Here is a 13,693-nt window from a genome sequence, read left to right on the forward strand (position 1 = left end):
ATCCCGTTGTCAGCATCTGCCGACATTCGTTCTCATCGGCTGGCGCCATTACCACCATATTAGGGATACAACGAAGGTAGCTGAGATCGAAGGAACCGGCATGAGTCGGGCCATCAGCACCAACTAAGCCTGCCCGATCAATCGCAAACATGACAGGGAGGTTTTGCAGCGCGACATCATGAATTAATTGGTCATAAGCTCGCTGCAGGAAGGTCGAGTAAATAGCAACTACCGGTTTTTTACCTTCACAAGCAAGGCCCGCTGCCAAGGTAACGGAGTGCTGCTCGGCAATACCGACATCAAAATAGCGATCAGGAAAGTCTTCAGCAAAGCGATTCAGGCCAGAGCCTTCACACATGGCCGGAGTGATACCGATAAGATCTTTGTCTTGTTTTGCCATATCGCACAGCCAGCGACCAAACACCTGTGTATAGCTAGGACCAGATGATTTGCTATTGGCCGGGCTGACACCATGGTATTTACAAGGCTGCTTTTCAGCAGGCTCAAAACCTTTACCTTTCTTGGTAACGATATGGAGAAATTGTGGCCCTTTGCGTTTTCTGAGATTACTCAACGTTGCAATAAGAGTGTCAATATCGTGACCATCAATGGGGCCAATGTAGTTGAAGCCCATTTCTTCGAACAAGGTTCCGGGCACAACCATGCCTTTCATGTGTTCTTCCGCTCGCCGTGCAATTTCCCATGCAGGTGGAATTTTTTCTAACACTTTTTTACTGCCTTCACGTGCAGATGTGTAGAAATTACCTGAGAGTAATTTGGCTAAATAATTAGCCATGCCGCCGACATTCTTGGAAATCGACATTTCATTATCGTTGAGAATCACCAACAGATTGGCGCTGAGATCACCGGCATGAGCGAGTGCTTCATAAGCTTGTCCCGCCGTTAACGCGCCATCACCGATAATGGCAACGGCATGACGTGGATCATCATTAGCCTGTGCTGCCAGTGCCATGCCCAAGGCTGCACTGATAGAGGTACTGGAGTGACCGACACCAAAGGTGTCGTATTCGCTTTCACCACGCTTAGGGAAACCCGATAAGCCACCAGGTTGGCGCATGCTATTCATACGCTCGCGGCGTCCGGTTAGAATTTTATGCACATAACTCTGGTGCCCAACATCCCAGACCAGACGATCATCGGGGGTGTCGTAAACATAGTGCAAAGCTAAAGTAAGCTCAATGACCCCTAAGTTTGAGGAAATATGGCCACCGGTTTGCTGCACACTTTCGACGATCAGCGCTCTTAGCTCTTCAGCCAGTTGCGGCAGCTGTTTTTTATCCAGCTGACGTAAGTCTTGTGGGCTGTTGATGCTTGTTAGTAAATTATCCATCCAGTCGAATTCTCAGTGAGAGCGTTTGACAACAAATTGTGCCAATGCCGCTAGCACTTGTGTATCAAAATCTAACTCAGCCAGTTGTCCCAATGCTTTCTCAACCAAAGCCACCGCTTTTTGCTGTGCTTTTTCCAGCCCCAGCAGTGCCGGGTAGGTTGGTTTGTTTAAGGCAATATCGGCGCCTTGAGCTTTACCTAATGTTTCCGTATCGGCGATCACATCCAGCACATCATCTTGTACCTGAAATGCCAGACCAATACAGTCGGCGTAGCGTTCCAGTCTTTGTAACGTTTCGTCATCATAATCGCTAGCAGCCAGTGCACCCAATAGGACACTGGCGCGGATTAGGGCGCCTGTTTTTAGTTTGTGCATGGATTGCAAAGCATTCAAATCCAGCTTTTTGCCCACGGATTCCAAATCAACGGCTTGACCACCGGCCATGCCGAATGCGCCAGAAGCCTGTGCTAATCGTTTTATCATCAAGACCTGTTGAGCTGCCGTCAAACTGTTATCGCATAATGTTTCAAATGCCATTGTTTGCAGTGCGTCACCCACTAATAAGGCCGTTGCTTCATCAAAGGCTTTGTGACAGGTCGGGCGACCGCGGCGCAGATCATCGTCATCCATAATCGGCATATCATCGTGCACCAGCGAATAGGCATGGATCATTTCTACCGCCGCTGCCGCCGCATCCAGTGCGACTGGGTTTGCCCCCATGGCTTCGCCGGTGGCATAGACGAGCAGGGCACGTAGCCGTTTACCACCACCTAGTGTGGCATAACGCATGGCTTCAACCAAACGTTGAGACCCAGGCTGTTTTTGCGCTGTCAGACGTTTGTCTAAAGCAAGTTCAATTTGCGCCTGGTGCTGTTGCATCCAGTCTTCAAGCGGGAATTTTAGATTCACGATTCGTCGGATTCAGGATCAAAGTCGACCAGATTAGATTGGCCTGATTGTTGTAACAACATTTGCACTTTTTGTTCCGCAGCTTGCAGGGATTCTTGGCAGTCGCGCGTTAGCAATACGCCACGTTCGTAAAGTTTCAGCGATTCTTCGAGACTGATATCACCCTGTTCAAGGCGTTCTACCAGTTCTTCCAACTCCTTTACCGCTGCTTCATAATCCAGCTTTTTACGTTTTGCCACCATGTGGGCCTCTGAACAAAATCGATTCAACGCCACATTATAAGGGATTCAAGCTGGCAATGCCTGCTGGAATGTTTTTTTATTTGCCGTTAGTCTGTTCAGCTTAGCTTCGTTTTCAGTAGATAAATTTAATGCCGAAAATTATCCGCGGTTTTCATAATCTTCCCGCTTCGTCACAAGGTTGTGTGGCGACGATTGGTAATTTTGATGGTGTACACCTTGGTCATCAGGCAGTACTCAGTCAATTAGCTATGAAAGGTGACATGTTGCGCCTGCCAGCTGTTGTGATCACGTTTGAACCGCAACCATTTGAGTATTTTGTGCCTGAAAAAGCACCGGCCAGGCTGACTCGTTTTCGTGAAAAAGTGGAAGCCTTACGGGCTTTCTCAATTCAACAGCTATGTGTTTTACGCTTTAACCAAGCACTGGCGCGAATGACGGCTGAAGAATTTATTCAAAAATTATTGGTGGAAGGACTTAATGTTCGCTATCTGGTGGTGGGGGATGATTTCCGCTTTGGACGCCATCGTCACGGTGATTTTGCCATGTTGCAGCAGGCTGGAAAGCAATATGGTTTTCAAGTAGTGAATATGCATACTTTTGCGATAGAACATGATCGCGTAAGTAGTACGCGCATTCGTGATGCGTTACGTGACGGTGATTTAGAAATGGCTGAAAAGTTACTGGGCAGGCCTTATCGTATGAGCGGTCGCGTCGCGCATGGTGATAAACGCGGACGGAAAATGGGGTTCCCGACAGCCAATATTCATCTGCACCGCTGCAAGATTCCACTAACCGGCGTGTTTGCCGTGCAGTTATTTGGCTTGGAGGAAGAGCCTGTTAACGGCGTGGCCAATATTGGCATCAGACCGACCATTGGCGGTAATAAAGCATTACTGGAAGTGCATCTGTTCGACTTTAAACGCGACATTTATGGTGAACACGTACAAGTACATTTTCTTCATAAAATTCGTGATGAGCAGCGGTTTGATGGACTTGATGCCTTGATAGCGCAAATCGAAATTGATTGTGAACAGGCTAAGACCTTTTTTGCTGCAAAATGCTGAGTTGCTTCAAACACTCAACTTACTGTGACAATAAATAGGTGTCGCGTAGAAAGGTATTACGTTCCCTAGCCAGTTGAATTGAACAACTCACCGTCATCAGCGGTTGTATGCTGCCACCTTCCCACATCAAAAACACGCTCTGACATTGTTTCTTTCGATAGGCTTCCCATGCTTCTTGCGCCTTATCAATCATCGCTAACATAGCTGGATCGTCAGTAAATTTGAGCCGCGTTAACGCCAGATTATTTTCCAATTCATTCACCGCCCGCTCTAATTTGTGGTTCAGGCACTGATTCATTTCAACCGTTGTATTAGAGAGCGGACACAGCGCCTGTGCCTGAACAAGGGCAGGAAACAGAGAAAAAAGTATCAATAATATTTTCATGTTTGTCTTTGCCGTATATCAATGTGTAAAAACTTGTTTGCCGAGACGTACACTTTGCTCAGTCTTGTAACTGTTTTCTCATCACTGTCATCGCTGAAAACTGATAACCCTGTTTTTGATAGAGCTTTTGAGCCGTTTGATTATCCTGATCCGTTAATAAAGTAATGCGTAAACAACCTTGTTGTTTTGCAAAGCTTTCTGCTGCTTCCAGCAACATGTTGCCATAGCCTTGATGCCGCCATGGCTTTGCAACTATCAGATCTTCGAGCAGAGCTACCTTGCCTCCCATCGCGGTAGAGGGAAGGTATAACAAACTGAGCATGCCAATGACGCTATCGTCACGTTTCAGTAAGAGAATATGGCCTTTGTCAGGATACGAAATAATCGCTTCAACAGCTCGCTGTTGCTTATCTACATTGGGTGAAAAATCGGCTTCTTGTTCAAACAAAGCGCTAAGCAAGGTGCAGATGGCTGCACAGTCTTGTTGTGTGGCGATATCGATAGAAGCGGAAGTCATCGTGAAAAAATCAATGTCTGTTTTTGTGAACCCGACGTCGTGAGATAAGTCGATTGATAGTACCATGAGTTACGAAGCGCAAAAATAGCTGGAGGAGTTATGGCAGAGTGGTTAACGGCAAAGGTTGTCGAAAATAAACAATGGAATGATCGTTTACATTCCTTACGTGTCGAAACCGACTTCCCAACATTTAAGGCCGGGCAATTTACGCGGTTGGCCTTAGAGATCGATGGTGAAATGGTGAGCCGGCCTTTTTCATTAGTAAATGCACCTGATGAAAGCCCGCTCGATTTTTATTTTATCGAAGTGCCTGATGGTGTTTTATCCAGCAAGCTGGCGAATATGCAGGCAGGAGATGATATTTGGGTAGCACCCAAAGCCGCAGGCTTGCTAACGGTGGATCAGTTACCTGCAGCAAAACACCTTTATTTAGTGGCAACGGGTACCGGTGTAGGGCCTTTTTTATCCATCGCCAAAACTTCACTGGTGTGGGATTTATTCGAAAAAGTCGTCTTAGTACATGCGGTGCGGTACAAAGACGAACTGGCCTATCCGGAAACCATTGCTGAAATACAGGCTAATCATCAGGATGACTTTATTTACGTGCCTATGGTGAGTCGTGAGGCATGTGATTTTGCGCTATCAGGGCGTATTCCTCAAGCGATTGAAGATGGCCGCTTGGAACACCGGACTGGGCTTAATATCACCCCGGAAGATAGCCAATTTATGTTGTGTGGTAACCCCGCAATGGTACAAGACACGATGGCGCTTTTGATTGAAGAGCGGGGATTGAAAAAGCACTCACGACGTGAGCCTGGCCACATCAGTATTGAAAAGTATTGGTAAGTTTCCCTAGCCGAGTCTGTTGGACACAGCTTTTATAAATGCCTCAGCGATGGGTAAATCACCATTATAGAGTTCATCAATCTGATTAATTGCTTCTGAGTGATTGAGACTTTGCAATACACAGGCTGCGACATCGGCACGGGTGATCGTCATGGCTTCTTTTGTTTCTGGACGATGCGTTGTAATCAGGCCGGTGGCAGCTTCATTGGTCAGCAAACCCGGGCGTAAAATTGTGTAAGGCACGCCACTTTCCAGTAAGTGCTTATCTGCGAAGTGCTTACAAATATTGTAGTGCTTGATAGCCGGCGTGCCGTTTTCCGGATCACCGGCATCACGGGCGCTCACCATGACAAACTGTCTCACATGATGTTTTTTGGCCATATCTACCGCTTTCACTGCACCCCACAAATCGATCAAAATGGTTTTGTCGGCACCCGTTTTGCCACCAGAGCCGGCCGTAAAAACCACTTTGTCGCAATCAGCAAAGGCACCGTCGGGTAACGCTTCTTCTAGATCGGCAATCATTGTTTCTGCGCCAAGCTTTTCTAAATCGTTGGCTTGTTCAGCGTTTCTTACCATGGCTTTGACAGGCATTTTTGCTAATGCCATCAACCCGATCAGTTGTTTACCAATTTGACCATTTGCACCGATGACTAATGTCTTGTCCATGATGTTCTCCAGTCTTTTCTTAATCTTGTTATTTACAGGTTAGCATGCGACAAGTTGATCTTCAGTGACAGTATATGTCGAAACTTATTGACATATAATTGATGTGTCCATTAGTATGGACATATGGAATTACAACAAGCTTTGATCGTGTTTGATGCGTTATCACAAGAAACGCGTTTGCACGCATTTAGATTATTGGTAAAAGCTGGCAATGAAGGGCTGGCTGCTGGTTATATCAGTGAACAGCTCAACACCCCACACAATACGTTGTCGTTTCATCTGACGCATTTAGTGAATGCAGGCATTGTGCATTCACAAAAGCAGGGACGTTCCGTTATTTACCGAGCAGATTTTGATCAAATGCATGATCTTATCGGTTTTATGGTGAAAGATTGTTGCAGTGATGAGCGTGCCAATATTCGCGAGGATTTAAACACGGGGTGTTCGGTTATTGAATTAGCTAGTTGTTGTGAAAACCCTGTCAAATAGAGGAGCTTGACCATGAAAAGAATGCACATTCACCTTGGCGTCGATGATATCGCTGAAAGCGTTGCATTTTATTCGGCGCTGTTTGGTGCCGAGCCAGCTAAAGTGAAAGATGATTATGCTAAATGGATGCTGGATGATCCAAGGTTAAATTTTGCCATTTCAACGCGTAGTGGGAAGCAAGGTGTTGAGCACTTGGGTATTCAAGTTGAGAATGCCGATGAGTTATCTGAAATGCGTAAGCGTATCAGTCAAGCTGACATCGATGTGTTTGATGAAGGCGAAACGGTATGTTGTTATGCCGAATCAGATAAGACCTGGTTGCAGGATCCGGCGGGTATCGCCTGGGAAACCTATCAGACCATGGCAGATGCACAATTATTTTCTCAAACTTCAGAAACGTCAGATTCAGCTTGCTGTACACCAGTGAGTATTCCAGTGGTTGCAGCTAAAAGTGACTGTTGTGAACCAGCTGACAACGATAAATCAGGATGCTGTTAATGAAAAAAGTATTGGTGTTATGTACGGGTAACTCATGTCGCTCAGTGATGGCTGAGGCGTTGATTAATCAGTTGAAAGATGGTTACGAAGCAGTCAGTGCGGGTAGTTTTCCTGCTGGTTATGTTCATCCCAAATCGATTGAAACCTTAAAAAGACATGGGGTTGATGCCGGTGAACCTCGGAGTAAGTCATGGGATGAGTTTGCAGGCCATGAGTTTGATTACGTTATTACGGTTTGTGATAACGCGGCAAATGAAGTGTGTCCGGTGTTAATGGGGTCACAAACCAAACTACATTGGAGTACGCCTGATCCGGCAAAAGCAGAGGGCAGTGATCGTGATATTGAAGCAGCGTTTGATGAGGCTTTCAATATGTTGAAAACTCGCATAGAGCAGGAGCTGCCATGAGTGAGTCGGCACCAATGGGATTCTTTGAACGCTATTTATCAGTTTGGGTAGGCGGAAGCATTCTTGCAGGTATCGGGCTGGGAGTGTTATTTCCAGCAGCTTTTGAGCTGATTGCTGTGATGGAATATGCCAAGGTCAATCTCGTCGTTGCCGTGTTTATCTGGCTGATGATTTACCCAATGATGGTCAATGTCGATTTTGCATCGATAAAAGATGTGGGTAAAAAACCCAAAGGTTTGTGCTTAACCTTGGTTGTGAACTGGTTAATCAAGCCGTTCACCATGGCTGGGTTGGGTATTTTATTCTTTGAATATCTGTTCGCTGGTCTGGTTGATCCTCAAACCGCAAAAGAGTACATCGCTGGCATGATTCTGCTTGGGGTTGCGCCGTGTACCGCGATGGTATTTATCTGGAGTCAGTTGGTGAAGGGGGATGCCAACTATACGTTGGTGCAAGTATCGATTAACGACATTATCATGGTGTTTGCATTTGCGCCTATCGCCGCCTTATTACTGGGTATGACCAATATTATCGTGCCTTGGCAAACACTATTGTTGTCCGTTGTGCTGTATGTTGTGACGCCATTATTTGCTGGTTATCTGACGCGACGAAAATTGGATAAAAGCAGCGATCACCATGAAATCGCGGCGTTCACAGAAAAAGTAAAACCATACTCAATCATGGGCTTATTAGCTACCGTTGTATTGTTGTTTGGCTTTCAGGCAGAAACGATTTTGGCCAAACCGATGGTCATTGTGTTGATCGCCATACCGTTGTTGATTCAAAGCTACGGCATATTCGCAGTGGCTTATGGCTGGGCCTACTTATGGAAAGTGCCATTTAACGTGGCAGCACCCGCCGCATTAATTGGGACATCGAACTTCTTTGAACTGGCAGTAGCCGTTGCGATTAGCCTGTTTGGTTTACACTCTGGCGCGGCTTTGGCAACGGTTGTAGGGGTGCTGGTGGAAGTGCCGGTGATGTTATCGCTGGTGGCTTTGGCATTGGCCACTAAACCGTGGTTTGCTCGATTTAGCTAGCTTTGCATAGCTTCTAGGCCATGTTCATTGACTCTGCCGGTGATTAAGCGGGTAGGGATGGTTTCGAAGTACGTGTTTTTGCCGCTGATATGCTCCCCTTTGGGGAGCCGGAGTTCATCTGTTGGCATGGTTTCCAATGTAATGTCATGACTGGTTTGAGGGTTGGTTTTAAAGCTATCGGCCAATACCCAAAAGGGTTTGCCATAATGGTGAGCAGCTAAAGCTTGTAACAAGGTGCCGGTTTTATTTACAAAGTGATGATCCGACAACCAACTGTCACAACCACTGATATTGAGATCAATAATGGGCATTATTAGCCCCATTTCTGCATCGGTAATAACAGTGACCGGAATACCAAACCGATCAAGTTCACTGGCGACGAGCAAACCTTCCTTACTGGGTTCGCTGATAGTAACAACAACGTTGAAGTTCACGTGCTGTTCCAGTAGGTGTTCAAATAATGAGGAGACCTGAGAGCTACGGCTATGGGTTAACAGGGTCATACCGGGTTTAACCAGACTGGATGCATTTTCAGCGACATTATCTGAAGCATCAGAAATTTCTCGATAAATGTCGCTGAGACCATCCATATAGCCTTGTTTTGAGAACGTTTTAGCGAGTTCTTGTCTGTGTTGCCAACGACTTAAGGCATTACTGAGCACAACCATACTGGGGCGGGCATGGCCAAGCTGATCCGCCATATCGCCTAATTCGCTGATCGATTGTAATGGCATCTCTTCGAGGCAAGCTTTTAATTCAGCCAGCGTGATTAATGCCAGCTCTGTAGCGCCAGCCTTACGGTTATTTCGTAGTGAAGTAAATAGTTGCTGGTAACACTCAGACATAATGTGAGCCTCTTGCAAACAATCATACTTATGGTTGAGACAATTTTTTTAATGAAAGTGCGTAATGGCGATCGCTTATTCGCGTTGATGGGCTGGGTTTAAATTCAAACTTAATTTAAGTTCACCATCTTCTTCTGAGCTTGTTATCGGTTCATCCGTTATAAAGCCAAAGCGGGTCAATAAGTCGATAACAGGCGCGTTCTGCGTGACGATATAAGCAGTGATCAGCGATAGACCTAATTGCTGAGCATGAGCAATTAATGCATCCAGTAAACGGGTGGCGAGACCCTGGCGGCGCATTGTCGGCGTGACAACAACAGCTATTTCTGCTGTTTGCTTAGTCTTATCTGTTTGCAGCCTGCCGATCGCAAAGATTTTCGAGTCGTGTGCATCAAAAATCGCTATTACCGGATTGGAGTCAGCATCAGGAGGAATTCTAAGAGCAGCTTCATCCGCCGTCAAAGCAGAAATCATATAACCAAAGCGACAATGCATACTCTGTGCATCAAGACTATTAAAAAAAGTCAGGTAAGCGGCCAAATCGTCTATTTGTAACTGACGTAATACAAAGGGGCGAGTGCCAATAAAAAATGTTGTTTCAGTATCAGACATATTGACGTTTGCGTTTAGTGGTCGCTAATGAATAGCTCTTTTTTATTATAACTCAGGCTAGCTTTAATACCCTTGTTGAGTAATATTTAGCACTCGTTATCAACCGCATCAGTTGGCGTGAGTGAACCAAGAAATATCGTATAAATCAGTTCTTCTGTCTTTCAAGTTATTGACTGAGCCTTCGCTACGGGTCAGTTTGAGTTTGTCGAGATCCAGATCGGAAAACATGATCATTTCGGTGTTTGGTGTGGTTTCAGACATCACCGCATCATGAGGATAGGAAAAATCTGAGGGAGAAAATACGGCTGCTTGAGAATATTGCACATCCAGATTTTCGACTTGTGGGAGGTTGCCACAACTGCCACAGATAACAACGTAACATTCATTCTCAATGGCACGCGCCTGGGCACAACTGCGAACGCGTAAATAGCCGTTCTTGGTATCCGTCCAGTAAGGTACAAACAAAATATCCATATCTTGATCGGCCAATCTGCGACTAAGCTCAGGAAATTCGACGTCATAACAAATCAAAATGCCAATGCGACCGGCATCGGTTTCAAACACGTGTAAATCATTTCCGCCATTGATGATCCAGTCGCGGCGCTCGTGAGGTGTGATATGTAGTTTACGTTGAATCTCAATGGTGCCATCACGCCGACACAAATAGCTGACATTAAACAGCACATCATCTTCCAGTAACGGCATTGAGCCGGTGATGACGTTGATGTTGTAACTCACCGCCATTTGCGACATTTCGTTTTTAAATTGCTCTGTGTAACTAGCGAGAAAGCGAATCGCTTCTGTCTGGTTACGTTGATCAGGGCTTAATCCCATCAATGGTGCATTAAAAAACTCAGGGAAAACGGCAAAGTCACTTTTATAGCTGGATAAGGCATCAATAAAATATTCGACTTGGCGTAGTAACTCTTCCACTGATTCCACTTCACGCATTTGCCATTGAATAGCGCCGATCCGCACCTGTGTTTTACGTGTGTCGATAACGGTACTTTCAGGCTCATAAAAAATATTCCGCCACTCCAGCAAAGTAGCATAGCCTTGTGATTTTTGATCTTCAGGCAGGTATTGCTTTAATAGACGAGTGACTTGGAAGTCGTTGGATAACTGGAAGGTGAGAATCGGATCATAAATACGTTTGTTTCTTACCGCCTCAAAGTATTCATCAGGTGTCATTTCATCCGAATGCTCATGGTAATTGGGGATTCTGCCACCGGCTAGAATGGCGCGAAGGTTATGCTGACGACACAGTTCTTTACGTGCTTCGTATAAACGTCGCCCTAATCGATAACCACGGTAATCGGCATCGATTAACACATCGAGCCCATACAGCGCATCGCCATCCGGGTTATTCAGAATCGTTTCTTTCTTAGAGATCAAGTCATCATAGGTATGAGGGTTACTGAACTTGTGATAATCCACCTGCACAGCCAATGCGACACCAACTATGGTTTCATGATCGACGACACAGATCTGCCCCTCCGGCAGGTCATCAATCAATTTGAAGATAGTATGCTCTTCCCACGCACCGCCAATATCGACGTAGATTTGGTCCATTAATGTTTTGAGTTGTGGATAATCCGATTTTTCAAGGTTACGGATTTTAATGTGCAGATCTTCAGGCATGAATAACCCTTTGGTGGATAAGCATTAGAATGACAAAGCTAGTTCATCATTCTGTGATTCAGTTGTCCAGTAATTTGAGTAAGTCGCAACCTACCTCATTTAGTTACCGGTAGGTTGGCGAGCAATTCAGCGCTAAAACATCGCCAACATGGTGATGCCAGCCAATAAAAACATCATGGCGACGCTGAGAGGGTTGAGCAGTATGCGGCTAGAACCCATGTGCTGCGAGATTGAATTACAAGGGGGTAAATTATTGCTGGTCGCTGTTGTGTGCTTCTTTGATAGGCGCCTGTGCCATCAGCCAGGTCATGACTAAAAATATCAGCATGCCAATCAGGATAGCTTGAAATGAAATACCAGCATCAATCATAAAGCCCAAAAAGGCTGGGGCAAGTCCGGTTGAAAATACCAGAAATGCAGACTTTAATGAGCGTACTTGGCCTAAGTGTTCGCGGCCCCATAGCCTGACCAGTAAGGTATCACCAATAGGGGATGACATGCCTAATGCCATGCCTGCACCCAGCATGAGAATCCAGATCGCCATATTGCCACCGACAATTGCCGCTATCAGCAAGGCTAGGGCAAAAGGAATTAAATACAGTTTCGCTAAGGTCGTCGCACCAAATTCATCAATCCAGCGGCCTCCTAATAACGCGCCGGGAAAACGGGATAACCCCAGCCCGGTTAATGCTAAGGCATAGGTGGTAGCGGAAGCGCCTAAGTCGTGGGTTAATTGAGCCTGATAGATAAAAATACCGGTCAGGGTAATGGGTAATACCATTAACATCGGAATCAGCATCCAGAAACGTAATTCACGCATTGGACTAGGGCCTTTGTCTTGCTGGTTGTTTTTATCGTGTTTTTTACGTGGTGCTTCTGGCCAGTCGATAAAGAGCAATAGCATTATCCAAAGAACGATAAGCACGCTTAGAATGCTCCACCAGATTTGTTGCCAGCTCAGCCATGTGACGAGTAAGGCAATCGTCGGCGGTAAAATAATTTCACCAGAGGGCATGCCTAAGCTTACAAGGCCCAAGGCACGACCACGGTTCACTGTAAATTCTCGGCCTGCCAAGGTACTTCCGAAATGGGTCATTAATCCCTGACCACATAAACGTTGCAGACCCAATCCCACTATAGCGAGTCCCCACCAAGGGGACAGAGTCAGCATTAAGACGCCGAGAATAAGTACGCTTAATACGCTAAATACATAGGTTCTGGGCGAGATCCAGTCGATCTTCGGCCCAAAATGCATGACTAAGAAGCCACTCAGCATGGTGATGGCAGCGTAAATACTGCCGAACTCGCCGGCCGAAATATTCAGATAATCACTGATATCGGCCTGAAACAGACCAATAAAGAAGCTTTGACCTAGATTGCCCGTAAAAACGGCCAAATACGCCGCCGCCAATAAGCCAAAGTGCTGACGAATGAGCCCGGTATAACCCAGACGCGTATTCGATTCCATGTGGTGTCCTATGCAGAAAGTTCAGCGAATGATGCTGTGAGTTCAATCGCGTTTAAACAGGCGTGGATTGCTTCGGATGAATTTTCGAATCCAGCGCTCCAGAAAAGACTCATCTTGGGTTTTTAAATACCCATAGCCCAGAATGCTGATGACAAGGGCGCCAACGGCATCTACTATCAAGTCCCACATTGTATCAGTCAGACCGGTACTATCACCAAGCATCGTTTTTTGCATAGTCAGTCCAAAGACGTTGTCGAGAGTGAATTCGACGATCTCCCATAATGCCCCGATACCGAGTGCAAAGAGAAAGGCAAAAAAGGCGACAAAGCCCGGTCGCATACTGAGTTGAATTTGTTTCGTTTCATTTAATACATACACAAGTAAAAAACCAATGATGCCGAGTAGGAAACCAGAACTGGTGTGCAACACAATATCCCACCACCAGAACTTGGTGTAATAGCCATGCACTTCGCCCAGAAACAGAGAGGCGAACACAAAGCCAATGGTCAGTAATTTGAATTCATGTGGAATCACAAAATCGAAACTTCTCGCTAGCAGAGTGGGTAAGAGGCTGACCAGAATAATGCCGATAATGATGACAGCATTGAACCACTGCTGACTCCATAAAGCGCCGATGGCACCCGCCAGAAGAATGATTTGTAACGCGGTTGCGAGTCGACTATGTAGCGTGCTTTCGTTCATTGAGATTC

At 45.9% G+C, this 13,693-nt stretch carries 17 protein-coding genes; 6 read left to right on the forward strand and 11 right to left on the reverse strand.

What is annotated here, in order from left to right; genetic code table 11:
• The 3 genes from dxs to MDMS009_RS04295 all read right to left on the reverse strand — a co-directional run.
• Nucleotides 1–1,351 (reverse strand): 1-deoxy-D-xylulose-5-phosphate synthase (dxs, locus tag MDMS009_RS04285; RefSeq protein ID WP_237700478.1); only part of this gene is annotated, 1,351 nt, incomplete at its 3' end.
• 12 nt (nucleotides 1,352–1,363) lie between these two features.
• The gene (gene ispA, locus MDMS009_RS04290) at nucleotides 1,364–2,230 is read right to left on the reverse strand and encodes a (2E,6E)-farnesyl diphosphate synthase (RefSeq protein WP_008290530.1); all 867 of its coding nucleotides are present in this window, start codon (nucleotides 2,228–2,230) and stop codon (nucleotides 1,364–1,366) included.
• A 26-nt stretch (nucleotides 2,231–2,256) separates the two neighbouring features.
• Nucleotides 2,257–2,502, reverse strand: a complete 246-nt coding sequence (locus tag MDMS009_RS04295; protein ID WP_008290592.1) for an exodeoxyribonuclease VII small subunit — start codon at nucleotides 2,500–2,502, stop codon at nucleotides 2,257–2,259.
• Nucleotides 2,503–2,630: 128 nt separating this feature from the next.
• Between MDMS009_RS04295 and ribF the strand changes: the two genes are divergently transcribed.
• Complete coding sequence (gene ribF / locus MDMS009_RS04300) at nucleotides 2,631–3,566, forward strand: bifunctional riboflavin kinase/FAD synthetase (protein ID WP_043887917.1); 936 nt, start codon at nucleotides 2,631–2,633, stop codon at nucleotides 3,564–3,566.
• A 19-nt stretch (nucleotides 3,567–3,585) separates the two neighbouring features.
• Here ribF and MDMS009_RS04305 read toward each other — a convergent pair whose 3' ends face one another.
• Both MDMS009_RS04305 and MDMS009_RS04310 read right to left on the reverse strand, forming a co-directional pair.
• The gene (locus tag MDMS009_RS04305; protein ID WP_081443596.1) at nucleotides 3,586–3,951 is read right to left on the reverse strand and encodes a lysozyme inhibitor LprI family protein; all 366 of its coding nucleotides are present in this window, start codon (nucleotides 3,949–3,951) and stop codon (nucleotides 3,586–3,588) included.
• 58 nt (nucleotides 3,952–4,009) lie between these two features.
• Nucleotides 4,010–4,468, reverse strand: a complete 459-nt coding sequence (locus MDMS009_RS04310) for a GNAT family N-acetyltransferase (RefSeq protein WP_043887939.1) — start codon at nucleotides 4,466–4,468, stop codon at nucleotides 4,010–4,012.
• Between the two features lie 99 nt (nucleotides 4,469–4,567).
• On the opposite strand from MDMS009_RS04310, the gene MDMS009_RS04315 reads away from it, so the two are divergent.
• Nucleotides 4,568–5,314, forward strand: a complete 747-nt coding sequence (locus MDMS009_RS04315) for a ferredoxin--NADP reductase (protein ID WP_008290581.1) — start codon at nucleotides 4,568–4,570, stop codon at nucleotides 5,312–5,314.
• A gap of 6 nt (nucleotides 5,315–5,320) precedes the next feature.
• On the opposite strand, the gene MDMS009_RS04320 is transcribed toward MDMS009_RS04315, so the two are convergent.
• Nucleotides 5,321–5,983 (reverse strand): SDR family oxidoreductase, encoded by a 663-nt coding sequence (locus tag MDMS009_RS04320; RefSeq protein ID WP_008290670.1) that lies wholly within the window; start codon nucleotides 5,981–5,983, stop codon nucleotides 5,321–5,323.
• Between the two features lie 123 nt (nucleotides 5,984–6,106).
• Between MDMS009_RS04320 and MDMS009_RS04325 the strand changes: the two genes are divergently transcribed.
• The 4 genes from MDMS009_RS04325 to arsB are packed head-to-tail and all read left to right on the forward strand — an operon-like array spanning nucleotide 6,107 to nucleotide 8,417.
• Nucleotides 6,107–6,472: an ArsR/SmtB family transcription factor gene (locus tag MDMS009_RS04325; protein WP_008290599.1), complete on the forward strand. Its 366-nt coding sequence runs from the start codon at nucleotides 6,107–6,109 to the stop codon at nucleotides 6,470–6,472.
• A 12-nt stretch (nucleotides 6,473–6,484) separates the two neighbouring features.
• The gene (locus tag MDMS009_RS04330; protein WP_008290625.1) at nucleotides 6,485–6,970 is read left to right on the forward strand and encodes an ArsI/CadI family heavy metal resistance metalloenzyme; all 486 of its coding nucleotides are present in this window, start codon (nucleotides 6,485–6,487) and stop codon (nucleotides 6,968–6,970) included.
• The gene (locus MDMS009_RS04335) at nucleotides 6,970–7,377 is read left to right on the forward strand and encodes an arsenate reductase ArsC (RefSeq protein WP_052298142.1); all 408 of its coding nucleotides are present in this window, start codon (nucleotides 6,970–6,972) and stop codon (nucleotides 7,375–7,377) included. The genes MDMS009_RS04330 and MDMS009_RS04335 overlap by 1 nt, the downstream gene beginning before the upstream one ends.
• Before the next feature lie 14 nt (nucleotides 7,378–7,391).
• On the forward strand, nucleotides 7,392–8,417 hold the full coding sequence (gene arsB / locus MDMS009_RS04340; protein ID WP_008290609.1) for an ACR3 family arsenite efflux transporter: 1,026 nt from the start codon (nucleotides 7,392–7,394) through the stop codon (nucleotides 8,415–8,417).
• Here arsB and MDMS009_RS04345 read toward each other — a convergent pair.
• From MDMS009_RS04345 to MDMS009_RS04365, 5 genes are all read right to left on the reverse strand, one after another.
• Entirely contained in the window at nucleotides 8,414–9,262 is an 849-nt protein-coding gene (locus MDMS009_RS04345) for a translation initiation factor eIF-2B (protein WP_008290643.1), read from the reverse strand. The two genes, arsB and MDMS009_RS04345, sit on opposite strands and share 4 nt — an antisense overlap.
• Before the next feature lie 75 nt (nucleotides 9,263–9,337).
• Nucleotides 9,338–9,874 (reverse strand): GNAT family N-acetyltransferase, encoded by a 537-nt coding sequence (locus tag MDMS009_RS04350; RefSeq protein ID WP_008290543.1) that lies wholly within the window; start codon nucleotides 9,872–9,874, stop codon nucleotides 9,338–9,340.
• 108 nt (nucleotides 9,875–9,982) lie between these two features.
• Nucleotides 9,983–11,515, reverse strand: coding sequence for a carbon-nitrogen hydrolase family protein (locus MDMS009_RS04355; protein ID WP_008290673.1), 1,533 nt, complete (start codon nucleotides 11,513–11,515; stop codon nucleotides 9,983–9,985).
• Nucleotides 11,516–11,765: 250 nt separating this feature from the next.
• A complete protein-coding gene (locus tag MDMS009_RS04360; RefSeq protein ID WP_008290636.1) occupies nucleotides 11,766–12,983 on the reverse strand; it encodes an MFS transporter in 1,218 nt (405 codons plus the stop codon).
• A gap of 42 nt (nucleotides 12,984–13,025) precedes the next feature.
• On the reverse strand, nucleotides 13,026–13,685 hold the full coding sequence (locus MDMS009_RS04365; RefSeq protein WP_036314238.1) for a membrane protein: 660 nt from the start codon (nucleotides 13,683–13,685) through the stop codon (nucleotides 13,026–13,028).
• Nucleotides 13,686–13,693: the final 8 nt, after the last annotated feature.

This window comes from Methylophaga thiooxydans DMS010, assembly GCF_000156355.1.
In the GTDB taxonomy this organism is placed as follows: domain Bacteria; phylum Pseudomonadota; class Gammaproteobacteria; order Nitrosococcales; family Methylophagaceae; genus Methylophaga; species Methylophaga thiooxydans.